Raw genomic sequence first — 23,516 nt, forward strand, 5'->3', positions numbered from 1 at the left:
CGGCCGGGCGCGAGCCCGGGCCGGGGCCCTCGGAGGAACGGCGCCCGGCCCGTGGGGCGAACGACGCGGCGGCCGCCCGCCCCGGGAGGGGGCGGACGGCCGCCGCGGGCCGTGCGGGTCAGGCCTTGCGCAGCTGGAACACCAGGCCGAGGGCCTCGTCCTGGAACGCCTCGGACTGCCAGTCGGCGGCGCCGTCGGCGAAGTCGACGGCCAGCACCTCCTCGGCGACCAGGGCGCCGTGCTCGGCGATCGCCTCCGCGGTCGCCGGGTCGGTCGACCGCCAGCGCAGCACGATCCGGTCGGCGACGTCCAGGCCGGAGTTCTTACGGGCCTCCTGGATCTGGCGGATCGCGTCCCGCGCGATACCCAGGCGCCTGAGCTCCGGGGTGATGTGGAGGTCGAGCGCGACGGTGGCGCCGGCCTCGTTGGCCACCGCCCAGCCCTCGCGCGGCGTCTCGGTGATGATCACCTCGTCGGGGGAGAGGGCCACGCTCTCGCCGTTCAGTTCGACGCTCGCGCTGCCGGTGCCGCGCAGGTCGGCGGCGAGCACGGCCGCGTCGGCGGCGGCGACCGCCTTGGCGACGTCCTGGACACCCTTGCCGAAGCGCTTGCCGAGCGCCCGGAAGTTGGCCTTCGCGGTGGTGTCGACCAGCGAGGCGCCGACCCCGGCCAGCGACTCCAGCGCGGAGACGTTCAGCTCCTCGGCGATCTGCGCCCGCAGATCGGCCGGCAGCTCCTCCCAGCCCTGGGCCGCGATCAGCGCGCGGGAGAGCGGCTGGCGGGTCTTCACGCCGGACTCCGCGCGGGTGGCGCGGCCCAGCTCGACCAGCCGGCGCACCAGCGCCATGTGCCGGGACAGCTCGGTGTCGATCAGGCTCTCGTCCGCCACCGGCCAGGAGGCCAGGTGGACCGAGGCGGGGGCGCCGACCTCCACCGGGACGACCAGGTCCTGCCAGACCTGCTCGGTGATGAACGGGGTCAGCGGGGCCATCAGCCGGGTGACCGTCTCCAGCGCCTCGTGGAGCGTGGCGAGCGCCGCGGCGTCGCCCTGCCAGAAGCGGCGGCGGCCCCGGCGCACGTACCAGTTGGAGAGGTCGTCGACGAAGCCGGAGAGCAGCTTGCCGGCCCGCTGGGTGTCGTACGCCTCCAGCGAGGCGTCCACCTCGCGGACCAGGGTGTGCAGTTCGGAGAGCACCCAGCGGTCCAGCTGCGGCCGCGCCTGCGGGGCCGGGTCGGCGGCGGACGGCGCCCAGCCGGCGGTGCGGGCGTACAGCGCCTGGAAGGCGACGGTGTTCCAGTACGTGAGGAGGGTCTTGCGGACCACCTCCTGGATGGTCCCGTGGCCCACCCGGCGGGCCGACCAGGGCGAACCGCCGGCCGCCATGAACCAGCGCACCGCGTCGGCGCCGTGCTGGTCCATCAGCGGGATGGGCTGCAGGATGTTGCCCAGGTGCTTGGACATCTTGCGGCCGTCCTCGGCCAGGATGTGGCCCAGGCAGACGACGTTCTCGTACGCGTTGCGGTCGAAGACGAGGGTGCCGACCGCCATCAGCGTGTAGAACCAGCCGCGGGTCTGGTCGATCGCCTCGGAGATGAACTGCGCCGGGTACCGGCTCTCGAACAGCTCCTTGTTCTGGTACGGGTAGCCGTACTGCGCGAACGGCATCGAGCCCGAGTCGTACCAGGCGTCGATCACCTCGGGCACCCGGGTGGAGGTGCCGCCGCACTCGCGGCAGTCGAAGGTGACGTCGTCGATGTAGGGGCGGTGCGGGTCCAGCCCGCTCCGGTCGGTGCCGGTCAGCTCGGAGAGCTCGGCCAGCGAGCCGACGCAGGTGAGGTGGTTCTCCTCGCAGCGCCAGATCGGCAGCGGGGTGCCCCAGTAGCGGTTGCGCGAGAGGGCCCAGTCGATGTTGTTGTTCAGCCAGTCGCCGAAGCGGCCGTGCTTGACGTTCTCCGGGAACCAGTTGGTCGCCTCGTTCTCCCGGATCAGCGCGTCCTTGACGGCGGTGGTCCGGATGTACCAGGACGGCTGCGCGTAGTACAGCAGCGCGGTGTGGCAGCGCCAGCAGTGCGGGTAGCTGTGCTCGTAGGGGAGGTGGCGGAAGAGCAGGCCGCGCTCCTGGAGGTCCTTGACCAGCGCCTCGTCAGCCTTCTTGAAGAAGACGCCGCCGACCAGCGGCACCTCGGGGGAGAAGGTGCCGTCCGCGAGGACGGGGTTGACCACCGGCAGGCCGTACCTGCGGCAGGTCGCGAGGTCGTCCGCGCCGAAGGCGGGGGACTGGTGGACGATGCCGGTGCCGTCCTCGGTGGTGACGTACTCGGCGTTGAGGACGTAGTGCGCGTTCTCGATCTCGACCAGGTCGAAGGGGCGGGTGTACGCCCAGCGCTCCATCTCGGCGCCGGTGAACCGCTCGCCGGTGGGCTCCCAGCCCTCGCCCAGCGCCTTGGCCAGCAGCGGCTCGGCGACCACGAGCCGCTCGGCGCCGTCGGTGGCGACCACGTAGGTGACGTCCGGGTGGACGGCCGCCGCGGTGTTGGAGACCAGCGTCCAGGGCGTGGTCGTCCAGACCAGCAGCGCGGCCCCGCCGGCCAGCGGGCCCGAGGTCAGCGGGAAGCGGACGAAGACCGAGGGGTCGACGACCGTCTCGTAGCCCTGCGCCAGCTCGTGGTCGGACAGGCCGGTGCCGCAGCGCGGGCACCAGGGGGCGACGCGGTGGTCCTGGACCAGCAGGCCCTTGTCGAAGATCTGCTTGAGCGACCACCAGACGGACTGCACGTAGGACGGGTCCATCGTGCGGTACGCCTCGTCGAGGTCGACCCAGTAGCCCATCCGGGTGGTGAGCTCGGCGAAGGCGTCGGTGTGCCGGGTCACGGACTCGCGGCACTTCTCGTTGAACTCGGCGATGCCGTAGCGCTCGATGTCCTGCTTGCCGGAGAAGCCCAGCTCCTTCTCGACGGCGAGCTCGACCGGGAGGCCGTGGCAGTCCCAGCCGGCCTTGCGGGCGACGTGGTAGCCCTTCATCGTCCGGTAGCGGGGGAAGACGTCCTTGAAGACGCGGGCCTCGATGTGGTGCGCGCCGGGCATGCCGTTGGCGGTCGGCGGGCCCTCGTAGAAGACCCACTCCGGGCGGCCCTCGGACTGCTCCAGGCTCTGCCGGAAGACCTTGTTGTCCTGCCAGAAGCTCAGGATCCGGTGCTCCAGGGCCGGCAGGTCGACCTGGGCGGGTACGGGGTTGTAGCTGTTCATACGGGGCGTCTACCTCCGGCGGATGCGTTGACTGGCTCCGACGGAGGGACGAGACGGCGTGCCGTCCCGCGGTACCACCCTCCTTGGCCGCGATACTGCCTGCGACCCACTTGTTTGGGCTTGCTGCCGGGTCTACCGGGCCCTTGCGGGCCGTTCTTCCGGCGGCTCCGGGGTGATCTTCCCGCCGTGCACACCCCCGGGCTCGCACCGTCCCCGGGTCGCTGGTGGCTGCGTACGTCGGTACTCGTCCCATCTGCGCCTTGCAGGCCCAGTGTATCGGCCCCGGCAAGCCGATTCGGCCCGCGTTCGTCCGTTCGCGGCCCCGGCCGGCGGGGGCGGCCCGGGCCGCCGGTGATTAGCGGATGACGATCTGGGCACAAGTTGGACAGCGCGCTGCTGGTGGCGGCCGGGGAGGCCGCCCGGGTGGGAACGACAGGGCGTATCGGTATGTCACATTGTGGCCGGGTTTGATGGGGATTATCGTTCCGGCACTGGAGGCCGCCGGGAACCGGCGGCTCGATTCATTCGTAGATGGGGTCGAAGCCATGGCTGAGAAGGCAACCGGCGCGGGCACCGCCACCAAGCGGGCCCGCAAGGCCGTGGCAGGCGACCCAGGGGAGGGGACCGTGACCACTACCGCACGGCGCACGACCAGCACCGGAGCCGGACGCGTGGCAGCGCCCGGCCGTACCCGCACACCCGCTGCCACCGGCGCCCGAGCGAGCGGCGGCGGCGCGGAGTCGGTGGATCCGGCGGAGCTGCCGGTACGCCCCGGCGAGGACCCGTGGACCTCACGGGAGGTGGCCGACCTGCACGCCGAGCTGATCAGCGAGATGGAGCGGCTGCAGGCCGAGATCGACGCCTCCGAGGCCGCGATCACCGGCCTGATGCGCGACTCCAACGACGGGGCCGGCGACGACCAGGTCGACGCGGGGACGAAGAACATCTCGCGGGAGAGCGAGCTCGCGCTCGCCAACAACGCCCGCGACAGCCTCGCCCAGACCGAGCGAGCCCTGCTCCGCCTGGAGGGTGTCGGTTTCGGCGTCTGCGAGTCCTGCGGCCAGGCGATCGGGAAGGCCAGGATGCAGGCGTTCCCGCGGGCCACACTCTGCGTCCAGTGCAAGGCGAAGCAGGAACGGCGGTAACCGGGGCGTCGAACGGGGCCGGGCTTGCCGTACGCTCGACCCCGTAACGTCGGCCCTCCCCAACCTTCGGCCGGGGAGCCCCATCGGCAGCGGAGCGGATCATCAGTACGCCAGGTTCCCCCAAGACGCGGGACGATTCCGTCCCGACCACCGCTGCCCCGGCGCAGACGCCCGCCACCGCACCGGAGGACGCCGTGCAGCAAGCAGCCGTGGCCGAACCCGCGCCGACCGCCGGGGCCGAGGCCCCGGCGGGCGCCACCGCCTCGACCGGCGGCGCCCGCCGCCGCCGGATCGGCGTGCTGCTGCTGGTGGCGGTGCTCGCGTACCTGATCGACCTCGGCAGCAAGCTGCTGGTCGTCGCCCGGCTGGAGGGCCACTCGCCGATCCAGGTGGTCGGCGACGTCGTCACCCTTCAGGTGATCCGCAACGGCGGCGCCGCGTTCGGCATGGGCCAGGCGATGACCATCGTCTTCACCATGATCGCCGCCGCCGTCATCGTGGTCATCTGGCGGATCGCCCGCCGCCTGTACAGCCTGCCCTGGGCCGTCGCGCTCGGGCTGCTGCTCGGCGGGGCGTTCGGGAACCTCACGGACCGGCTGTTCCGGGCACCGCAGGTGTTCCGCGGGCACGTCGTGGACTTCATCTCGGTCCAGCACTTCGCCGTCTTCAACCTCGCCGACTCCGCCATCGTCTGCGGCGGCATCCTGGTGGTGCTGCTCTCCTTCCGCGGCAGCAACCCGGACGGAACCGCCCACCAGGGCAACGCCAAGGCCGGTTCCGCCGCCGAGGGCACCGGCTCCGAGGGCGCGGGCACGGAGGAGTAGCCGGGCGGGGCGGGGCGGGTGCGTCAGGACCGGCCCCGCCGTCCGGCATACTCGTACGAGTGAGTACCGCAGCGCAGACCCGCAGCCTCCCCGTTCCCGACGGCCTGGAGGGCGAGCGACTCGACGCCGCTCTCGCCCGGATGTTCGGCTTCTCCCGGACGAAGGCCGCCGAGCTGGCCGCCGACGGCAAGGTGACCATCGACGGGACGACGGCCGGCAAGTCCGACCGGGTGATGGCCGGATCCTGGCTGGAGGTCGAGATCCCCGCCCCCGCCGCGCCCGTACGGATCGTGGCCGAGCACGTCGAGGGCATGCGCATCGTCCACGACGACGACGACATCGTGCTGGTCGACAAGCCGGTCGGCGTGGCCGCCCACCCCAGCCCCGGCTGGACCGGCACCACCGTCATCGGCGGCCTCGCCGCCGCCGGCTACCGGATCTCCACCTCCGGCGCGGCCGAGCGCCAGGGCGTCGTGCACCGCCTGGACGTCGGCACCTCCGGGCTGATGGTCGTCGCCAAGTCCGAGCGCGCCTACACCGACCTCAAGCGGCAGTTCCACGACCGCGTGGTCGAGAAGAAGTACAACGCGCTCGTCCAGGGCCACCCCGACCCGATGAGCGGCACCGTGGACGCGCCGATCGGCCGCCACCCCAGCTCGGACTGGAAGTGGGCCGTCACCCAGGCCGGCAAGCCGTCCGTGACGCACTACGACCTGATCGAGGCCTACCGGGCCGCCTCGCTGCTCGACATCAAGCTGGAGACCGGCCGCACCCACCAGATCCGGGTGCACATGTCGGCGCTGCGCCACCCCTGCGTCGGCGACCTGACCTACGGCGCCGACCCGACGCTCTCCAAGCGGCTCGGCCTGACCCGGCAGTGGCTGCACGCCGTCTCGCTCGGCTTCGAACACCCCTCGAACGGCGAGTGGGTGCAGTTCGACAGCCAGTACCCGGCCGACCTGCAGAAGGCCCTCGACGTCATCTCCTCGGAGTCCTGACGTGCCCGACATCCGGGTCGCCGCGGGCGAGGCCGACATGGCGCTGGTGCACGGAGTCCGGCGCCAGGTCTTCATCGTCGAGCAGGAGATCTCCGAGGACGAGGAGTGGGACGACCTCGACGCCACCTCCGAGCACCTGCTCGCGCTCGGCGCCGACGGCGCCGCGCTCGGCACCGCCCGGCTGATCCACGGGGAGCAGGCGCTCGCCGTCACCGGCGGCGTCGAGGGCCGGGTCCTGCTCGGCCGGCTCGCGGTCCTCAAGGAGACCAGGGGCACGGGCCTGGGCGCCGCCCTGGTGCGCGCCGTGGAGCAGGCCGGCCGCGAGCGCGGCGCGACCGCGATGGAGCTGCACGCGCAGGTCCAGGCGCTCGGCTTCTACGAACGGCTCGGCTACGTCGCCGAGGGGCCGGAGTACCTGGACGCCGGCATCCCGCACCGGACGATGACCCGGGGGCTCTGAGCCCCCGGCCGGGTGCGGCCCGTCGGCCGCTCTCCCGGCGCCGCGCGACGGCCAGGCCCACCACCCGACCTCGGCCGACGGCCCGGACCGCCTTTACGGCTTCCCTACCGGAACCGCCCATAGGATCGCTGTTCATGAGGTTCGGTGGGGCATGGCGACGTCGGCGGGCACGCAGGAGATTCACGACCCGTGCACTGGCGGTCGCCGCCGCCTCGGTGGTGGTGCTCGCCGGAGCGGGGACGTGGACGGCGCTGGCGGCCGGCGGCGGGGCGGCGGTCCGCCAGGAGGACCAGGTCCTGGCGATGCCCGAGACGCCCGGCAGCGCGCGGACCGTCTCCATCGACACCTCGTACTTCACCACCGGGACCACTCCTCGGCCCGCCGTCCTGCTCGCCCACGGCTTCGGCGGCAGCAAGGAGGGGGAGCGCGACCGGGCCCGGCAGCTCGCCCGCTCCGGCTACGCCGTCCTGACCTGGTCGGCCCGGGGCTTCGGGCACTCCGGCGGCAGGATCGGGCTCAACGCGCCGGACCGTGAGGTGGAGGACGTCAAGCACCTGGTCGACTGGCTCTCCCACCGCCCCGAGGTCCAGCTCGACGCACCCGGCGACCCCCGGGTCGGGATCACCGGAGCCTCGTACGGCGGCGCGGTCGCCCTGCTCGGCTCGGCGTACGACCCCCGGATCGACTCGGTGGCGAGCCAGATCACCTGGTGGAACCTCGCCGACGCGCTGTTCCCGCAGGAGGTGCAGGGCGGGGCCGCGGTCGACGGGGTCTTCAAGAAGCTCTGGGCCGGCATCTTCTTCACCACCGGCTCGGCGGGCGACCTCTCGGCCCCGGACACCGGGCAGGCGGCCACGCCGACGGGGCCGGTCGGGTGCGGGCGCTTCCTGGACGACCTCTGCGCGATGTACGACCGGGTGGCCACCACCGGGCACGCGGACGCCGACGCCGTCGCCCTGCTCGACCGCTCCAGTCCCTCCTCGGTCGCGGCCCGGCTCAAGGTGCCGACCCTGGTCGTCCAGGGGCAGCAGGACTCGCTCTTCCCGCTCGACCAGGGCGACGCCATCGCCAAGGCGGTCGCGGCGAACGGCGCGCCGGTCGCGGTGGACTGGTTCGCCGGCGGGCACGACGGCGGCACCGAGACCAGCGAGCGCGTCGACAGTCGGGTCACCGGCTGGTTCGACCACTACCTGAAGGGCGCGGCCGGCGGCACCGACCCCGCATTCCGGGTCACCCGTACCGGCGGCGTCGACTCCACCGGCTTCCAGGCCGTCCTGCGCGGCGCCACCGCCGACGCCTACCCCGGCCTGGGCGGCACCGGCTCGCGCAGCGTCCCGCTCACCGGCACGGAGCAGGCGTTCGCCAACCCGCCCGGCGGCTCCCCGCCGAACATCTCCTCGCTGCCCGGTATCGGCGCGCTCTCCCAGGCGGCCTCGCTGGGCGCCGGGCTCTCGCTGGACTTCCCCGGCCAGCACGCCACCTTCGACTCCGCGCCGCTGGGGAGCGCGCTGCACCTGACCGGTCGGCCCACGGTCGCCGTCCAGGTCAGCGCCGACCGGCCGGACGCCGTCCTCTTCGCCAAGCTCTACGACCTCGGCACGGACGGCAAGCAGACCCTGCCCCAGCAACTGGTCGCCCCCCTGCGGGTCACCGGCGCCGACGCACCCGGCGGCCGGACCGTCCAGGTCGAGCTGCCCGCCGTCGACCACGACTTCCCCGCCGGGCACCGGCTGCGGCTGGTGCTCGCCGCCACCGACCTCGCGTACGCCTCGCCGGCCGAGCCCGCCACCTACCGGGCCGCGCTCGCCGGTCAGCTCACCGTGCCGACCGTCGAGGCCCTGGTCACCGAGCCCGCACCGCTGCCCGCGCGCACCTGGCTGCTGCCGCTGATCGCGCTCGCCGCCGCCGCTCTGCTGCTCGGCGGGCGGGGTCTGCGGCGGCGCGGACGGCGGCCGGCGCCCGATCCCGCGCTCGCCGACGTACCGCTGGAGATCACCGGCCTGAGCAAGCGCTACAAGGGGGCCGAGGACCGTTACGCTGTCCGGGAGCTGGGCTTCCGGGTCGAGCGGGGCCAGGTGCTCGGCCTGCTCGGCCCCAACGGTGCCGGCAAGACCACCACCCTGCGGATGCTGATGGGGCTGATCCGCCCCGACGCCGGTGAGATCCGGATCTTCGGCCATCCGATCCGGGCCGGCGCCCCCGTGCTCTCCCGGGTCGGTTCCTTCGTCGAGGGCGCGGGCTTCCTGCCGCACCTCACCGGCCGGGCCAACCTGCACCTGTACTGGCAGGCCACCGGCCGCCCGGCCGAGGACGCGCACCTGGAGGAGGCCCTGGTCATCGCCGACCTCGGCGAGGCCCTCGACCGGGCGGTCCGCACCTACTCCCAGGGCATGCGCCAGCGCCTCGCCATCGCGCAGGCGATGCTCGGTCTGCCCGACCTGCTGATCCTGGACGAACCCACCAACGGGCTCGACCCGCCGCAGATCCGCGAGATGCGCGAGGTGATGATCCGCTACGCGGCCGCCGGGCGCACCGTCATCGTCTCCAGCCACCTGCTCTCCGAGGTCGAGCAGTCCTGCACGCACCTCGTGGTGATGGATCACGGCCGGCTGGTCAGCGCGGGCGCCGTCGCCGAGATCGTCGGCGCGGGGGAGCTGCTGCTGGTCGGCACCACCGCCGGCTACGGAGCCGACGAGCTGGCCGTGGCCGCCGACAAGACGGCCGCGCTGGCCGGGGTCGGCTCCGCCGAGGTGGTCGAGGGCGGGCTGCTGGTCCGGCTGGACGGCATGACGGCCGGGCAGCTGATCGCCGAACTCGTCCGCCTCGGCGTCCCGGTGGAGCGCGCCGGGCCGCACCGCCGCCTGGAGGACGCGTTCCTCTCCCTGATCGGAGGCTCCGCGTGAGCACCCCCACCGCCGTCGCCCCGGCCCCCGACCACGCGGCCGGCTACCGGGCCGGCCGCACCCTGCCGCTGCGGGTCGAGGCGATGCGCCAGCTGCGCCGCCGGCGGACGATGATCATCGGTGGGGTGCTGGCGGCGATGCCGTTCGTCATCCTGCTGGCCTTCCAGATCGGCGGTACGCCGAGCCGCGCCGACCGGACCACCTTCATCGAGCTGGCCACCGCCTCCGGCCCCAACTTCGCCACCACCATGCTCTTCATGGGTACCGGCTTCCTGCTGGTCATCCCGGTCGCGCTGTTCTGCGGCGACACCGTCGCCTCGGAGGCGAGCTGGTCCTCGTTGCGCTACCTGCTGGCCGCCCCGGTGCCCCGGGCCCGGCTGCTGGCCCGCAAGTTCGCCGTCGGGCTGGCCTTCTCGGCGGCCGCGATCGTCCTGCTGCCGCTGATCGGCCTGGCCGTCGGCACCGCCGCGTACGGCTGGGGGGATCTGCGGCTGCCGGCCGGGGCGAGCCTGCCCGCCTCGGCCGCGCTGCCCCGGCTGGCGATCGCCGTGGCGTTCGTGTTCCTCAGCGAACTGGTCATCGCCGCCCTCGCGTTCTGGCTCTCCACCGCCACCGACGCACCGCTCGGGGCGGTCGGCGGGGCCGTCTTCGCGTCCATCATCACCGGCGTGCTGGACGCCGTCACCGCCCTCGGCGGCCTGCGCGAGTGGCTGCCGGCGCACTGGCAGTACGCCTGGGCGGACGCCCTCCAACCGAACCTGGAGTGGGGCGGGATGATCCAGGGCGCCTCGCTCTCGCTCTCGTACGCGATCGTGCTGCTGGCCCTCGCCTTCCGGGGGTTCGCCCGCAAGGACGTGGTGTCCTGACGCGGTGTCCTGACGCGGGGCCCCGGCGCGGGGCCGGCCGGCCGGTCCGCCGGAGCGTCCGGGCCGGCCGGGGCCTCGGCTCTCAGATCCGGGTGCCCGCCGGCACGGGGGTGGGTGCGTCCTCCTCAGCGGCTCCGTCCGCGCCGTCGGCTCCGTCGGCCTCGGCGGACGGAGCGCTTCCGCCGCGCTCGACCATCCCGAGTGCCACCCCCGCGACGATGATCGCGCCGCCGACGACCTGGGCGAGCCGGACGACCTCACCGTTGACCAGCACCGCGCCGAGCACGCCGAAGGCCGGCACCAGGTTGAGGATGTTGACCGCGACGCTCGACGTCATCCGGCGCAGGCCGTAGTTGTAGAGCAGGAAGCCGCCCACCGAGCACGCGACGGCGAGGTAGGCGAGGAGCACCGAGGCGACCGTGCCGGGCAGTCGGAAGTCCCGTACCTCGATCACGGAGGCGAGCAGGAACCCGCCCGCTCCGGCCAGCGTCTGGTGGTAGGTGAGGCCGAGGGCGTCCTGTCCCCTGCCGGCGTGCGTGCCCAGGATGTTGTACCCGGCCCAGACCAGGCCGCCGAGCAGGAGCAGGAAGTCGCCGATCCAGCGCGAACTGCCGCCGATCTGGGCGCCGTTGTGCACCACCAGGGCGGCGCCGAGGGTGGCGAGCAGCACCCCGGCGATCCGGGTCGGCGCCAGTCTGGCCCGGAAGGCCGCCAGTTCGAGGAGCATCGTCATCAGCGGGTAGGTGGCCACGATCAGCGAGGCGTCGGAGGCGGTGGACAGTTCGACGCCGATGTTCTCCAGGACGAAGTACGCCGTGATGCCGAGCAGTCCGCTCAGCCAGATCAGGCGCCGCCGCCGGGCGTCGGGGCGTACGCCGGGCTTGCGGCGCAGCCGCACCATCAGGCCGAGCAGCCCGGCGGCGAGTGTGAAGCGCATGGCGCCGATGGTCAGCGGTCCGACCTCGTCCAGCACCCGCTTGGTGACCGCGTACGAGCTGCTCCATAACAGTGCCGCCGCCGTCACCGCCAGGATCGCCCGTAGTCTGTCGCTGCCCACGTACCGCATCGGTGGTCCCCTCTGTGCGGACCCGTCCGGACCACGCCGGCCTCGGAACGGCAGGCGGAACAGTGGACGAGGTCTCCGGGGCCAACCTTAGAGTGACCGGCACATGGCGGATGCCGCCCGCCGTCGGCCGCCCGGGGTGTCGCCCGGGCGGCCGACGGCAGATCGCGGTGGTCGGCGGCCCACCGCCGGATCCGCGGTCAGACCGGGACCGGCGCCGTCCAGCGGATCCGGGTGGCGCACAGCGAGACCAGGGCCGCCGAGACGGCGACGGCGCCCATGCCCCACACCAGGCTGCCGGCGCTCGCGATGAAGCCGATCAGGGCCGGCCCCGCCAGCAGGCCGGTGGTGCCCATCGCGGCGACCAGGGCCAGCGCGTCCGGACCCTGCTTGGCCGCGGCCACGTAGACGCAGGGCGTCACGGCCGCGACCCCCAGGCCGACGCAGGCGAAACCGATCAGCGCGGGGGCCACGCCGCCGACCAGCAGGGCGGTCGCCAGCCCGAGCCCGGCCAACGCGCTGCCGGCCACGACGATCCGGCCGTCGCCCCAGCGGGCGCGCCGGCCGTCGGCGAAGATCCGGGCGAGCACCATCATCCCCGACACCACGGCGATGCCCAGCGGCGCGATCTCGGGCGCCGCATCCGCGACGTCCTTCATGTACAGCGAGGACCAGTCGTTCATGGCGCCCTCGGTGACGGTGCCGAAGACCATCGCCAGGCCCATCCAGACGGTCAGCCGGGACGGCAGGGGCAGCCTGCGCGGCGCCTTCTCCGGCTGCCCCGCTTCCTGCTCCTGCGGCGCCGTCGGCGGCTGCTGGTCCTCGGTCAGCAGGCCGGACCGGGTCACCCCGACCAGCAGCAGCACCAGGACGGCCGCGGCCGTCAGATGCACCCCCAGGGAGGACGTGAACAGGTTGACGCCGGAGGCGAGCAGCGCGGCGCAGAGCGAGCCGGCGCTGAACGTCGCGTGGAACCTGGCCATCACCGTGCGCTCGTGGGCCACTTCGAGGGCCGCGCCCTGGGCGTTCATCGCGACGTTGAGGAATCCCACGGCCACGCCGTCCAGGCAGATGACCAGCAGGGTGACCGGGTAGTCGGGTGACACCGCCAGCACCGGCAGGATCAGACCCAGGACCAGTACGGACCAGAGCGACAACCGCCGCGAGCCCAGGCGTTTCATCACGATCGGCACCAGCGGGAACGAGGCCACCGCCCCGATGCCGCCCGCCATCAGCAGCAGGCCGAGCTGTGCCTCGCTCAGGTCGAGCCGTGTCTTCAGCGCGGGGAGCCGCGAGACCCAGGTGGCGTACTGGAACCCGAGAAAGAGGAACAGCGCGGCGATGGCCAGCTGAGCTCTTCGGAATGGATCCTGGTTGCGAAACATTGATCTGCCTACTGTCTTCCGGTGGTGACCCGCGCAGCGGATCGCTGGGTACGGCGATGTCCCGGTCCGGGGGGTCTACAGCTCCTTGGACATGTAGACCGCCTTCGGGCCGTAGCTCTCGGGGAGGGTGACGTCGGCATGGGCGGTGTAGCCGAGGCGGCGCCAGAGGATCCAGCTGCGCTGGACGGCCACCATCGAGATCCGGTCGAAGCCCTGGGACCGCGCCTCCTGCTCGAACTGCCGCACGAAGTGCGGCGAGAGGCCCCGCGCGCGCAGGTCCTCGGTGATCACGAAGTCGTGCGCGTGCAGGTTGGCCGAGCCGAGGCCGTCGGAGCCGTCGGCGCCGTCTGAGCCGTCGGCGTCATCGGCGTCGTCGGTCTCGGTCTCGGTCTCGGTCTCGGTCTCGGGGAGGGTCAACTCCGGGCAACGGCCGGGCGGGTAGGGCAGAGCCAGCAGGTAGCCGCCGAACCGCTCGGCGTACTCCAGCACGTAGCAGGTGGCCGGTGAGACGCGGCCCCTGGAGCGCAGCACCTCCCGTCCCTCGGACAGGCCGCTCTCGGCGTAGGCGCGTGCCTCCAGCGCCACGACCTCGTCCCAGTCGCTCTCGGCCAGGCGGCGCAGGCGGATGGTGTCCTCGGCCATCGCTCAGACCTCTTCCGCGGCGGAGCCGGTGTCGGCGGGCGGAGCCGCCACGGCGCCGGGCGTGCCCGCCGCCCCGTGCGGGCGGGCCGAGTCCGGCACCGGCGACTGCGCGAGGCCGGTGGCCCGGCTCGCCGCGACCAGCGGGGCCCAGGCGTCGATCAGCAGCGCGAAGTACTCGATGTCCGCCTGGGCCTCGTCGAGCAGGCGCTCCCGCAGCGGCGCCAGGTGGTCGGCGAACTCGGCGTACTTTCCGCCCAGCCGCCGGTAGCAGCGGTCCACCACGTCCAGTCGCCGGACGTTCTCCGCGCGGTCCGCCCCGGCCGTCCGCCGGGCGAATCCGGCGATCGTCGCGGCACGGACGTGGTGCTGCTCGTCGAGCAGTTCCGGGCCGGCCGCCTCCAGGTCGAAGTAGACGGGGTGGAAGTAGAGCATCGACAGCAGGAACTTCACGAACCGCAGCTGGTAGGCGAGGAAGCCGGGGCCGGTCCGCCGCTCCGCGGTGTAGTAGTTGACGATGTGGCGGTTGTGCACGACCGCGGGGAGCGGGGCGTGGCGGACCACGTGCAGCAGGAAGTAGTCGCTGCCGATGGTGGCCGTCGCGGGCGGCAGGGGGACGCGCTCGTACAGCTCCCGGTCGAAGCCGATGTTGCACATGTCCAGCCGCCAGATGTCGGGGATGTCCAGCACCGAGTGGTCGGCGCCGAACGGCTCGGTACCGGCCCCGACGAACGACTCCTGGACCAGCTCCCCGATCTCCTCCGCGGACCACTCGGGCGGCGCCCAGAGGCTGACCACCTCGTGGTACACACCGGCGTCCAGCTCCTTGATCTCGCCGACGTCGACCGACAGTTCACCGACGAAGGAGGCCCCGACCATCGAGACCGGCTTCGCGCCGTGCGCCCGGTCCAACGTGTTCTCGGTGACGCCGTCGGCCGCGTCGGCCCCCGACCTGCCGAGGGAGAGCAGTTCGTGGTGGATCGGGAAGACCGGCTCGCCGTCCAGGCGCTGGTAGCCGCTGTCGGAGTCCCGGCGGTGGATCGACTCGCAGCCGAGGGCGGCGGCCAGCAGGAACGCCCGGTTGGTGCAGGCACCGTAGGAGACGGCGTCCGGAAGCATCAGGTCGAGCAGCAGCTCGGGCCCGGCGACCCCGGCGCGCCGGATCACCTCCCGCAGGAAGTCGCGCTGGCGCGCCTCGTCGAGGTGGTGCACGATCACGTTCGGTACGGCGGGGAGCTCCTCGACGGCCTTCGCGTGCTCGGAGAACGTCGACCCGTCGGAGGAGTCGAGGATCAGCAGGCGGACCTCCACGCCGAAGTGCTCGGCGGCGTAGGCGGCCTCCTCGCCGATGTCGGCGATGGTCGCGGTACAGGCCCGGTTGGTGGGGAGGGTCAGGCAGATCCTGCGCATGTCGGTGTCCCGGTTCACTGTGCGGTGTCCGTTCCGTGCCGGGGGCGGCCCGGCCGTCTCGTGCCGAACCCGGTGGGTTCGGCGCTTCGGTGGCGGAGGGGAGTCGTGGGTCAGGGCGTCGCGGTGGCTCTCGGGCGGGTGGACGGGCGCGGTGTCGGCGGGAGCGCCTGCGCGCCCCCCGCCGGTCGCGGCCTCCGGCGCCGGAGGCCGCGCTAGCGGAGCGTGGCGCCCGCGCCCCGCCGCTCACCGGCGGTCTCCGGGGTGTCCGGCAGCCAGGTGTAGGGAAGCGGGTCGAAACCGTTGAAGCCCTGGGTCGTGTAACTGGTGGCGTAGGCACCGCTGGAGAGGATCCAGACCGGATCCCCGGAGCCGACCGTCCTGGGCACCTGGACGCGGCTGTGCTCGTGGGCGTACGCGTCGTCGCTGTCGCAGGTGGGCCCGGCCACGACGGCCGGGACGTACTCCGCGTCCAGGTGCGCCGGGAAGACCAGCCGGTACTGCAGTTCGTCCATCTCGTACAGGCCGTTGAACTTCCCGCAGCTCAGGTAGAGCCAGTGCTGCCGCTCGCCGTTGAGCTGCTGGCGCGAGGAGAGGCGCGAGACGTGGGCCTTGATCGCGCCCTGGTCTGCGACCAGGTGGCGGCCCGGCTCCATGACGAAGTCCAGCGCGGAGGCGGAGACCTCCCGGAGCCGCTGCACACCCTCGCGGATCACGGCGAACATCTTGTCCAGCGGCGGGTCGAGCGGATTGCCGCGCCGGTCGAGGTAGCCGAGCGCGGGCAGCCCGCCGCCCAGGTTGACGTGGTCCGGGTGGATCCCGAGGCGCTGCAGGGCGACCAGCACGCCCTCGATGCGCTCGAAGGCGTCCTGCCAGGCCTCGGTCGTCATCTGCTGCGAGCCGACGTGCACCGAGAGGCCGGCCGGTGTGAGACCCGCCGCCCGTGCCGCCGCCAGGACCCGCACCGCGTCGGTGTCCGAGCAGCCGAACTTCTGGCTGAGGCCCCAGAGCGCGCCCTCCCCGCTGGTGGCCAGCCGGCAGAACACCCGGGCGCCGGGAGCGGCCGTGGCGATGGCCGCGACGTCCTCCAGGCTGTCGGTCGCGAAGTCCCGCACCCCCAGGCGGTACGCCTCGGCGATGTTCCGGTCGGACTTGACCGTGTTGCCGTAGTGGATCCGGCCGACCGGTACGCCGGTGCGGAGCGCCTGGGCGATCTCGTTGGGGCTCGCCGCGTCGAATCCGGCTCCCTGGGCCGCGAGATGGGCGAGCACCTCGTCCACGGGGCAGGCCTTCATGGCGAACCGGACGGCGACGCCGGGGAGTTCCTCGGTCAGTGAGGTGTACCGCGCGCCGATGCCGGCGAGGTCGTAGATGATCCGGTCCTCGGACGCGGCCGCCAGGGCGGCGTGCAGGGCCGCGCTCAGCGGGGCCGTTCCGGCGCCGCTCACGGCCGCGCCCGGTCGGCGCCGGTGGCGCCGCCCGCCCGTGACAGCGGGTCCGAGTCCTCGGACCCTTCGTGCCAGGGGGTCAGGCCGAGCAACTTCCGCCCGAGGTCGTTGAGTTCGGCCGAGGGGTAGCGCAGGGACTCGTGCGTGACGGCGTCGCCGACCAGGGTGCGGTTCCAGTCGGGAGTGCTGAGGGTGTACCAGGAGTTGATGCGGGAGCGGCGCATGTCCCGGTGCTCCTCGAGCGCGGGCATCATCGAGAGGTACTGCACCGCCCGGACGCCGTCGCGGGAGGTGTTGCGGGCCACGCCGTGGGCCAGCGCGCCGTTCCAGATGAGCAGGTCGCCGGCGGACAACTCCGGCCTGATGACGGGGAACTCGTCCCGGTCGACGGCCGGGCGGATCGGGTCGCGGTCGTCCGGCTGGTCGAGCTTCCAGTGGTCGAACCGGTGGAACAGCTCGGGGTTGCACTGGAAGCCGCCGTGGTCGGGCTCGGTGTCGGAGAGGGCGATGATGCCCTGCACGCGCTGCGGGACGACGGCGAGGGTGCTGTCGATGTCCCAGTGGAGTTCGATGTCGAAGCCGGTGTCGGTGGGTTCGATCAGGGCCCGGTCGCGGTTGCGGACGTTGGGCGGGTTGAGGTTGAGGCGGTCCAGGGTGACCCAGAGTTCCTCGCAGTCCCAGACGTCGACGAAGGCGTCGTAGACGCGCTGGGCCTGCCGGCTGTCCCAGATCAGCTGGTGGTGGTAGGCCTCGACGAAGCCGTAGACGTGCAGGTGGCGGTCCAGCTCGTCGCGGTAGGGACGCTCCTGGTACCAACTGTCGGGCCGCTGCGGGTCCAACCCCTGGAAGTCCCAGGCGAAGTCCAGCAGGCGCCTGGCGGCGTCGGCGGGGATCGCCTCCTTGACGACGACGTACCCGTAGGTCTGCCAGAAGGCGAGATCGGCCTCGGACAGCACGCGCAGCGGTTGCTCCTTGCGGATGTCCTTCAGGGGAGTCTGGGCCAGGTAGCTCTCACCGTCCGCGCTGAAGTACGGGCGGCTGGAAGCGGCTCGGTGCAGATATCGGTCGGGCGCGGTCATGAGGTCTCTCCGGATTCGGTCACGGGCGGAGGGCGGATCGAGGGCACGGCGGGGCCCGGTGCCGGCCGACGCCGGGCAGGGCGCCGCGGGCGCGTCGGAAGCCCCGTCGTGCAGCTGATGGTTGTCGGAGGGTATGGCGCGCCGGTATTCCGCCCCCGGTGGGAACAGGCGCCCTCACGACTCGTGTCTCTACATTGGACTAGACCAACTTTCGGCGTCAACCCTTTCCGGCGGGTAACTCGCCTCCATGCGTGTCGGAACTGTGAATTGATGCCGCGACAGGCATTCGGAAGGGCTGCGAGAAGGGCTGCTAATCGAGATCGGTGCGCGGACGCATTATGTGTAATTCGAAAACAAAAAAGCGATCGGTGAAGGCGGGGGAGGCTATTCGCCGGTCGTCCGGAGGTCTCGGCGCGGGCCCGGTGACGGGATGCGAGCCGGCCGACGGCCTGCTCCGCGGGCCTCCGGGGACGGTGGCACGACGGCTGGTCGGGCCGGTCGGGGTGGGGTCGGTCGGACGGGCCGGGGTCCCCGTGGCCGCGTGGCCGGCCGGTCGTGGCGCGGACCCCCGGGGATGTTCCACCGGGCGCCGCCCTCCGGCCCGCTGTCGGTCGGCCGCCGGTCGGCCGGGTGAATTCCGGCGCTCGGGGCTGGTGGCGCCCGGGCCCGCCGGGGCGGCGGTGACCGAACGTGGGCGAAGGGTCGCATTCCGCTGTCGGTCGCCGCTGGGGAGTATCCGCCGCCGATCGCTCGGCGGATATCGGAGCGGGTTCGTGGTCCGGCGCCGCCCGGCCCGGCAGGTCCGGTCCGCCGGCGTCCGGCCTCCCGGGCCGAACTCGCCGGCGCGCCCCGGGAGGGTCCCTCGCCGCGGGCGCGCCCGGGGGCCGGCCCCGGCCGTCCCGGGTGGGTGTCGGCGGCCGTCGCCGCGCCCCCACCCGTCCTCCGCGCGAGCGGCGGCCGGCGGGCCCGGTGCGGGCCCCGCGCGGTCGCGCTCGGCGTGCTCGCCGCCGGGCCTCTCCCGGGGGAGCGTGCCCCGGCCCTGCGGTCACCGCGGCCCGGCGGATCGCACCCGTGGCCACGGGTGCACCGGTGGACGAGCGGCCGCGAATTAATCGGTGGGCAACTCCGGGCGGCCCAGCTACTGTTCCGGGTGCGGGCGGCTCCGCGGCGTGCTTCCTTCTCCACTCACCCTGACAACGATCAGTGTGCCCCCTCTCCGCCCCCTCTTTCCTCTGCCTTCCTCTCCTCGGGGGATTTCTTTGACCCGAGTCGCCTCGACCGTCGTCGACGTCGACCTTGACTCCTTCCTGCTCCGCCGGCGCGGTGTCGTCTGCGTCCCGCCCGGCGACCTCCTCCCCGTGGCCGATCCCTGGAACGCGGACGGCCTGCTGGCCCTGGACGCCGATCTGATCCAGCGCGGCTACCTGCTGACGAGCGGACTGCGCACGGCGCTGGGCCGGTTGGCACCGCCCGCGCTGGCCGCGACCGGCGGCGCGCTGCTGGCCCGGATCGACCACCGCCTCGGCTCCGACCGAAGGCACCTGACGCTCTTTCACCGCTTCCCCGACGCCGTGCCGGACCACGCCCACCTGCTCTACTCCCGGAGCATCAGGGCGTTCCTGCTCAACCAGCCCCGCCAGCCGTGCGCGCACTGCGGGCGGACGGGCGCCGAGGCGGGCATCGGAGCGCTCGCGCCGTGCGCCCACCTGGTGTGCGGCGGATGCTACGACGGGCTGGAGGCCGAGGGCCGCGCCGGACAGTGCCCGCTGTGCGGCGCCGCGTTGGCCGACCGGCCGTACCTCGGCGAGGACCACCGGGCCGGCCGACTGGCCGCCGAGGAGTTCGGCGGGGACCGGACGCTGCGCCCGCTGCGCCTCGCCGAGGGCGACACCCTCACCGTCGCGCTGGCCGGACTCGACCGGCTGCTCGCCCGCCGTACCCCGCTCGGCCCGGAGGACCGCGAGGACCTGGGCGCCCTGCTCGCCCTCGCGCCGGAGGACCTGCCCGAACGACTGCCCGCGCGGATCCCCGTCCGTGAGACCAAGGCCGTCGTGCTCGCCGCGCTGCTGCGCCGCGACCCGGCCCGGGCGCTGCCGGTGCTCGCGGCGCGGATCGACACCGCGACGGACGTCCTGCGGCTGCTCTGGGCCTGGTCCGGCGCGGAGCCGGACCTGCTGCCGGCCACCGCCCGCAGACTACGGCTGGCCAACCTTCCGCGCCCGCTGCGGCGTGACCTGCTGGCGATACTGGACGCCCTGCATCCGGCCGCGCTCGCCGAGGACCTCCGGCGCCACCGCTCCGCCTGGCTGCGCGCCGGCGAACTCCTCCACCCGTTCGAGTACCGGCACCGCCACCCGACCGTGGCCGCGGCGTTCGCGCTGCTGCGCGGGACCGACCTGCGGACCCATCCGATCGGCACGCAGTTCGCCGAACCGGCCGCCCCGCTGCGGGTGGTGGAGTCCGCAGGACGCACCCGGCTCGCCCACACCGGATTCGCCGGGCGGGTCGAGACCCTGCTGGCGGCCGGGGACGTGTCCGGGGCGGCCGGGCTCCTGGCCACCCGCCCGGGCGAACTCGCCCGCCGCCTGCACCACCTCCTGCGGGTGCGGGCCGCGACCGCACCCGGCGAGGCGCTGCCCGGGGACGTCCTGCGAACGATCGACGCGGGCCTGCGCGGCGCCGCGCCCGGCCCGCTGCTCGGTGCGTACGGGCGGCTGCGCGGGGCCCGTGAGCAGGGCGAGCGGCGGTTGTACTTCCCGCGTGGGACGGTCTCCCTGGCGCATGCCCGGGAGGACCACGGCGCCCTGGTCCCGGTGGAACTGAGCGCCCCGGTGGTCGAGTCGATCGAATCGGAACTGCTGCGCCGGTGCGCCGGGGAGCGGTACGACCTGGCGGTGCTCGACGAGGGGCTGGCCGACCTGGTGGCCCCGTTCGCGGAGCGGGCCGCCGCCCGGACCCTGGTCTCCGTGCCGCGCGGCTCCCGGCAGCGGCTCCCGGCCGGCGATCGCCTGCGGCTCTTCCTGCACTGGATGCAGCCGGAGCACCTGCGGGTGGACCTCGATCTCTCGGTCGCGCTGTACGACGCCGACTGGCGGTTCACCGGGCTCTGCGACTACACCGCCCTCGTGCACGGCGACCGGGCGGCCGTCCACTCCGGTGACCTGGTGTCGGCCCCGCCGCCGCACGGCGCCACCGAGTTCGTGGACCTGGACCTCGGGCGGCTGGCGGCCGGCGGGTCACGGTACGCCGTGATGATCGTGTTCAGCTACAACGACGTGTCGTTCGAGCAGCTCACCGACGCCTTCGCGGGCTTCATCCAACTGGCCGGAGCCGACCGGGGCGCCGGGCACTACGACCCGAAGGCCGTCCGCCAGCGGATGGACCTGGCCGGTGACGCCAAGGTCTGCGTGCCGATGATCATCGACCTGGCGGACCGCCGCTACACCTGGACCGACCTCAACACCGGTGCCGACGGGGGGTTCCACAGCGTCCGCCGGTACCACGAGGAGGTCGGGCAGCTCTCCCGGGACGTCCTCGCCCACTTCTCCCCGGGCAGCCGCGCCACGCTCTGGGACCTCGCCTGCGCCACGGCCGCCGCGACCACGGACGAGGTACTGGTGCGGGGCCGGGACGCGGCCGGGAGCCCCCGGATCTGGCGACGCGGTGCGGGCGAGTCGGTGGAGGACTTCGCCGCCAGGCTCCGGAACCGGCGCGGCGAGGACGGGCCGGCCGCGGCGGGGATCACCGAACTTCTCTCGGCGCGACGGGCGTTCGTGGCCCTGGTGGACGGGGACGTGCCGGCGCCCGAGAAGCTCTCCGGGGTGGCGTACCGCCTCTACCCCGGCCCCTTCGATGCGGCGCCCGAGGAGCTGGAACGTCTCACGGCGGGTGACCTGGTCGCCCGCTTCGGGCCCGGGTCGTAGCCGCCGGGGCCGTCCGTCCCGGCCCGGCGAGCGCCGGTCCGGTGGCGGGCGGGCCGGCGGGCGTCGGTCTGCTGGGCGGGCTCGGTCCCCGGGGCCCGTCGAGGCGGCGACCGGCCGCCGCCTCGACGGGAGGCGCGGCCGGTCGTCCGGCCCCGGTCACGGTGGTCCGGCCCCGGTCACGGTGGTCCGGCCCCGGTCACGGTGGTCCGGCCCCGGTCACGGTGGTCCGGCCCCGGTCACGGTCGTCCGGCGTCGCTTCACCTCCGGCGCTACTTCACCGGTGCCCAGACCCGCTCCAGGCTCTGCGTGCCCGAGCGGCTGCGGTAGGAGCGGGTCCAGGTGCTGGTGGCGTCCCGGCGGGTGCGGTCGGAGAGGATGTAGTAGTCCATCTGCACCTGGTCGGGGGTGACGTCCAGGACTCCGTAGCCGTGCGAGTCCAGGTCGATCCACTTCACGTGCCGGTTGGCGCTCCTGAGTGCGGCGGCGGCCACCAGCGAGACGGTCTGCGGCGCGACGTGCAGGAAGTCGTCCACGTTGTCGGAGGTCACGGACGTGACCACGAACTCGGTGGCGACACTGCCCGAAGCCGGGTAGGTGGCGGCCTCGTTCGGTACGTCGGCGGCCCAGGCGGAGTGGATGTCGCCGGTCAGGAAGACGGTGTTGCGGATGCCCTGCGAGGTCAGGTGGCCGAGCAGCTCGCGCCGGTCGTGGGTGTAGCCGTCCCACTGGTCCGGGTTGATCGCGAGCCCCTCCCCGGGCAGGCCGAGCAGTTTGGCGACCGGACGCAGCAGGTAGTCCGGGAGCGAGAGGAAGGCGACCGGCGAGATCATCACCGAGTTGCCGACCAGGCGCCACATGGTGTCGGAGGCGGACAGGCCGGCCTTCAGCCAGTCGAGCTGGGTACGACCGGTGATCGTGCGGTCGGGCGAGTCGACGTCCCCGTTGCCGACCTTCACCTGGGCCGAGCGGAACGAGCGCAGGTCGAGCAGGTTGATGTCGGCCAGCCTGCCGTAGCGCAGGCGGCGGTAGGTGGTGCCGGCGATCGAGGGTCGGACCGGCATCCACTCGAAGTACGCCTGCTTCGCGGCGGCGACCCGGGCCGCCCAGTCGCCCTCGGTGGCGGGGGTGTGGTTCTCGGCGCCGACCGAGGAGGCGTCGTTGGCGAACTCGTGGTCGTCCCAGATCGCGATGGTCGGGACGGCCGCGTGCAGGGCCTGGAGATCCGGGTCGGTCTTGTAGCGGCCGTGCCGGGTGCGGTAGTCCGCGAGGTCGAGGATCTCGTGGGCGGGCTCGTGGGGGCGGACCACGGTGCCGGCGGCGCAGAACTCGCCGGACTTGTACTCGTAGATGTAGTCGCCGAGGAAGAGGAAGGCGTCCAGGTCGCCGCGGGCAGCCAGGTGCCGGTAGGCGGAGAAGTAGCCCGCCTCCCAGTTCGCGCAGGACGCGACGCCCAGTCGGAGCCGTTGCACCGCGGCCTCGCTCGCGGGGGCGGTCCTGGTCCGGCCGACCGGGGAGGCGGCACCGGTGGCGGAGAAGCGGTACCAGTACGCGGTGTCGGCGCGCAGGCCCCGGGCGTCGACCTTGACGGTGTGGTCGGTCGCGGCGGAGGTGGTCACCGTGCCGCTCGCCACGACGGCCGTGAAGGCCTTGTCGGTGGCCAGCTCCCAGCGGACCTCGGTGTCCGCCCCGGCACCCGAGCCGGGTACGGCGTCCGGGGTCGGCGTGAGCCTGGTCCACAGCAGGAGGCCGTCCGGCAGCGGGTCACCGGAGGCGACGCCGTGCAGGAAGGCGGCGCCCTGGCCGGTGCCGGCGGCGGCGCGGTCGGCGAGCGCCAGCGGCAGGGCGGCGGCCCCGGCGGCGATGGCGGTGGCCTTCAGTACCTGACGGCGACGCGGGCGGGGGGTGGCGAGCGCCACGGACTTGTCATGTATGGGATCAGTCACGGCGTTCAGGCTACCCGCTGGTAATTCTGTTGTGGAGAGGACCGACTGACTGTTCGTCCGGCCGTCACCCAGGGCTCGGCCGCCGACACCCCCCGGCGCCCGGCACGCCACCCGGCGGCCATCCGCGCCCGCCCGCCGGCATGGGAGAGGATGGGGCGTACCCCCGACCGAGTTCGCGAAGGAGCC

General features: G+C 73.5%; 15 protein-coding genes. 7 read left to right on the top strand and 8 right to left on the bottom strand.

Translation table 11 applies throughout. The features are described from left to right. Positions 1–118: 118 nt before the first annotated feature. A complete protein-coding gene (gene ileS, locus OG823_RS25650; RefSeq protein ID WP_371482186.1) occupies positions 119–3,247 on the bottom strand; it encodes an isoleucine--tRNA ligase in 3,129 nt (1,042 codons plus the stop codon). A 545-nt stretch (positions 3,248–3,792) separates the two neighbouring features. Between ileS and OG823_RS25655 the strand changes: the two genes are divergently transcribed. The 6 genes from OG823_RS25655 (at position 3,793) to OG823_RS25680 (ending at position 10,443) form a co-directional block, all read left to right on the top strand. Continuing rightward, the gene (locus tag OG823_RS25655) at positions 3,793–4,392 is read left to right on the top strand and encodes a TraR/DksA family transcriptional regulator (RefSeq protein WP_371482187.1); all 600 of its coding nucleotides are present in this window, start codon (positions 3,793–3,795) and stop codon (positions 4,390–4,392) included. Between the two features lie 98 nt (positions 4,393–4,490). After that, positions 4,491–5,216: a signal peptidase II gene (gene lspA / locus OG823_RS25660; RefSeq protein ID WP_371484654.1), complete on the top strand. Its 726-nt coding sequence runs from the start codon at positions 4,491–4,493 to the stop codon at positions 5,214–5,216. Between the two features lie 59 nt (positions 5,217–5,275). Continuing rightward, positions 5,276–6,214, top strand: a complete 939-nt coding sequence (locus tag OG823_RS25665) for an RluA family pseudouridine synthase (RefSeq protein WP_371482188.1) — start codon at positions 5,276–5,278, stop codon at positions 6,212–6,214. A gap of 37 nt (positions 6,215–6,251) precedes the next feature. Continuing rightward, complete coding sequence (locus tag OG823_RS25670) at positions 6,252–6,674, top strand: GNAT family N-acetyltransferase (protein ID WP_371484655.1); 423 nt, start codon at positions 6,252–6,254, stop codon at positions 6,672–6,674. A 134-nt stretch (positions 6,675–6,808) separates the two neighbouring features. Next, positions 6,809–9,577 (top strand): alpha/beta fold hydrolase, encoded by a 2,769-nt coding sequence (locus tag OG823_RS25675; protein WP_371482189.1) that lies wholly within the window; start codon positions 6,809–6,811, stop codon positions 9,575–9,577. Further along, on the top strand, positions 9,574–10,443 hold the full coding sequence (locus OG823_RS25680; protein WP_371482191.1) for an ABC transporter permease: 870 nt from the start codon (positions 9,574–9,576) through the stop codon (positions 10,441–10,443). Before OG823_RS25675 ends, OG823_RS25680 begins: the two co-directional genes overlap by 4 nt. A gap of 82 nt (positions 10,444–10,525) precedes the next feature. Here OG823_RS25680 and OG823_RS25685 read toward each other — a convergent pair whose 3' ends face one another. The 6 genes from OG823_RS25685 to OG823_RS25710 all read right to left on the bottom strand — a co-directional run bounded on the left by OG823_RS25685 (position 10,526) and on the right by OG823_RS25710 (position 17,464). Beyond that, positions 10,526–11,509 carry a DMT family transporter gene (locus OG823_RS25685; RefSeq protein ID WP_371482192.1) on the bottom strand — a complete coding sequence of 328 codons (984 nt, stop codon included), beginning with the start codon at positions 11,507–11,509 and terminating at the stop codon, positions 10,526–10,528. 197 nt (positions 11,510–11,706) lie between these two features. Continuing rightward, a complete protein-coding gene (locus OG823_RS25690) occupies positions 11,707–12,891 on the bottom strand; it encodes an MFS transporter (protein ID WP_371482194.1) in 1,185 nt (394 codons plus the stop codon). A 75-nt stretch (positions 12,892–12,966) separates the two neighbouring features. Further along, the gene (locus OG823_RS25695) at positions 12,967–13,533 is read right to left on the bottom strand and encodes a GNAT family N-acetyltransferase (protein ID WP_371482195.1); all 567 of its coding nucleotides are present in this window, start codon (positions 13,531–13,533) and stop codon (positions 12,967–12,969) included. 3 nt (positions 13,534–13,536) lie between these two features. Further along, entirely contained in the window at positions 13,537–14,940 is a 1,404-nt protein-coding gene (locus OG823_RS25700) for a DUF6271 family protein (RefSeq protein WP_371484656.1), read from the bottom strand. Positions 14,941–15,152: 212 nt separating this feature from the next. After that, positions 15,153–16,385, bottom strand: coding sequence for a type III PLP-dependent enzyme (locus OG823_RS25705; RefSeq protein ID WP_371482196.1), 1,233 nt, complete (start codon positions 16,383–16,385; stop codon positions 15,153–15,155). Continuing rightward, positions 16,382–17,464 carry a phytanoyl-CoA dioxygenase family protein gene (locus OG823_RS25710; protein ID WP_371482198.1) on the bottom strand — a complete coding sequence of 361 codons (1,083 nt, stop codon included), beginning with the start codon at positions 17,462–17,464 and terminating at the stop codon, positions 16,382–16,384. The genes OG823_RS25705 and OG823_RS25710 overlap by 4 nt, the downstream gene beginning before the upstream one ends. A 1,259-nt stretch (positions 17,465–18,723) precedes the next feature. Between OG823_RS25710 and OG823_RS25715 the strand changes: the two genes are divergently transcribed. Continuing rightward, entirely contained in the window at positions 18,724–21,387 is a 2,664-nt protein-coding gene (locus tag OG823_RS25715) for an MXAN_6230/SCO0854 family RING domain-containing protein (RefSeq protein WP_371482200.1), read from the top strand. Positions 21,388–21,656: 269 nt separating this feature from the next. On the opposite strand, the gene OG823_RS25720 is transcribed toward OG823_RS25715, so the two are convergent. Then, positions 21,657–23,330, bottom strand: a complete 1,674-nt coding sequence (locus OG823_RS25720; RefSeq protein WP_371482201.1) for an alkaline phosphatase — start codon at positions 23,328–23,330, stop codon at positions 21,657–21,659. Positions 23,331–23,516 lie beyond the last annotated feature (186 nt).

Source organism: Kitasatospora sp. NBC_00315 (genome assembly GCF_041435095.1).
GTDB lineage: Bacteria > Actinomycetota > Actinomycetes > Streptomycetales > Streptomycetaceae > Kitasatospora.

Bases quoted from the DNA above. Each gene is read 5' to 3' on its own strand.
- OG823_RS25700 (WP_371484656.1), bottom strand. From the start codon at position 14,940: ATGCGCAGGATCTGCCTGACCCTCCCCACCAACCGGGCCTGTACCGCG.
- OG823_RS25670 (WP_371484655.1), top strand. From the start codon at position 6,252: ATGGCGCTGGTGCACGGAGTCCGGCGCCAGGTCTTCATCGTCGAGCAG.
- OG823_RS25655 (WP_371482187.1), top strand. From the start codon at position 3,793: ATGGCTGAGAAGGCAACCGGCGCGGGCACCGCCACCAAGCGGGCCCGC.
- OG823_RS25690 (WP_371482194.1), bottom strand. From the start codon at position 12,891: ATGTTTCGCAACCAGGATCCATTCCGAAGAGCTCAGCTGGCCATCGCC.
- OG823_RS25675 (WP_371482189.1), top strand. From the start codon at position 6,809: ATGAGGTTCGGTGGGGCATGGCGACGTCGGCGGGCACGCAGGAGATTC.
- OG823_RS25685 (WP_371482192.1), bottom strand. From the start codon at position 11,509: ATGCGGTACGTGGGCAGCGACAGACTACGGGCGATCCTGGCGGTGACG.
- ileS (WP_371482186.1), bottom strand. From the start codon at position 3,247: ATGAACAGCTACAACCCCGTACCCGCCCAGGTCGACCTGCCGGCCCTG.
- OG823_RS25695 (WP_371482195.1), bottom strand. From the start codon at position 13,533: ATGGCCGAGGACACCATCCGCCTGCGCCGCCTGGCCGAGAGCGACTGG.
- OG823_RS25710 (WP_371482198.1), bottom strand. From the start codon at position 17,464: ATGACCGCGCCCGACCGATATCTGCACCGAGCCGCTTCCAGCCGCCCG.